The sequence below is a fragment of the Scandinavium tedordense genome (assembly GCF_024764965.1).
Classification (GTDB): Bacteria; Pseudomonadota; Gammaproteobacteria; order Enterobacterales; family Enterobacteriaceae; genus Scandinavium; species Scandinavium tedordense.
Genome location: NZ_JALIGG010000035.1, coordinates 1 through 1,216 on the forward strand (window position 1 = coordinate 1; position 1,216 = coordinate 1,216).

The 1,216-nt window shown below is 40.4% G+C and carries 1 protein-coding gene and 1 pseudogene; both read right to left on the reverse strand.

Annotation, left to right across the window (positions count from 1 at the left end; genetic code table 11):
* Nucleotides 1-323 (reverse strand): annotated as a pseudogene (locus MUU46_RS00190) (hypothetical protein); the annotation flags it as partial.
* An 11-nt stretch (nt 324-334) separates the two neighbouring features.
* On the reverse strand, nt 335-877 hold the full coding sequence (locus MUU46_RS00195; RefSeq protein WP_159776984.1) for an asparaginase domain-containing protein: 543 nt from the start codon (nt 875-877) through the stop codon (nt 335-337).
* Nucleotides 878-1,216: the final 339 nt, after the last annotated feature.

Genomic DNA, 1,216 nt, shown 5'->3' on the forward strand with positions numbered 1-1,216 from the left:
TTAATGTCACCAAAACTGTTTTCGGCGCAGCGCACCAGCGGCATGGCATCCGTACTGGATATAGCCTGTAGAAGTGAAGGCACAACATCCATTCCAAATTGTCCATGTTGCAAATCGACCGTCACTGAATCGAAACCGCACTGGCCCAACACTTCAGCAATATAGCCACTATTGCAAGAAAGCCAGGCATTGATGGCTGGTATTTTCAGTGTAACAAGTTCACTTAATCTATTAGGATGCATCGTTAAGCTTCTTTTTAAGAAATTACATGGTGAATAAAACCCACTATCTTCAGATGAGCTTCCCTTTCCGACAATAGCCATTTAAACTCTGTCTACAGAGTCATAGAACGAACAAATGTCATCTGCTTACGATCCTTTATAATCCCGGGGAAAGATAATACTTGCCCATGAAAAATGGTATAAATACCAACAGGAAGAAGCTTGCAGGCTAATATCGCTTCAATGATATTTTGTATGCCATCACTTTGTTGAACAACTAATGGTATCATCGCACCAGTAAATATAATTGGTACGGTAGGGCCTGGCAAAGAGATGTAAAGTTCTTCACCAGTATTAGCCAAGGTATCAGTACCATGTGTTACAATTACTGCATCATTATTATGGCTTGCCATCAAGACGCTTTCAGTAATGGCAGTCCTGTCTTCCGGATTTATTTCGAGAGAATCCTTACGCATTAAATCTATAAAGTTTATATGCGTGTTCGGGAGTCTAAGAGAACGGATAAGCGCATCGATAGTCACCTCTGAATTGCACATGCTCGCAGAATGAGGATCATACGTTTTAGCTATTGTTCCACCGGTCATTATAACTGCAATTCTGAAAGCAGAAGCATTGTCTTTTTTTTCTAAGATCACATTATACCACCTATCTGAATCCACTCTTAGTTCATTAATAATCCTGTAAGATTCTCTTGTGGCTGTTAGAGTTCAGGACCTTGATGAGTAAAATATAAATTCCGTTATAAACCCTGTGATTTGATTCATTATTATTGCTCCCTATTTAAGGATGGAGATCTTAATGTGGTGTTGGATCATATCCTTCTTTACCCTATTCCGATCGACTAGGTTCCCGATAAAAAAGAGCAACGGCGACAGTAGTAAATAATGCAACGCCAACCAGATAATAAGCCGGCGCAAGCTTATTCCCGGTGAATTCAACGAGTGCAGTGGAAATAAACGGTGTCGTTCCACCGA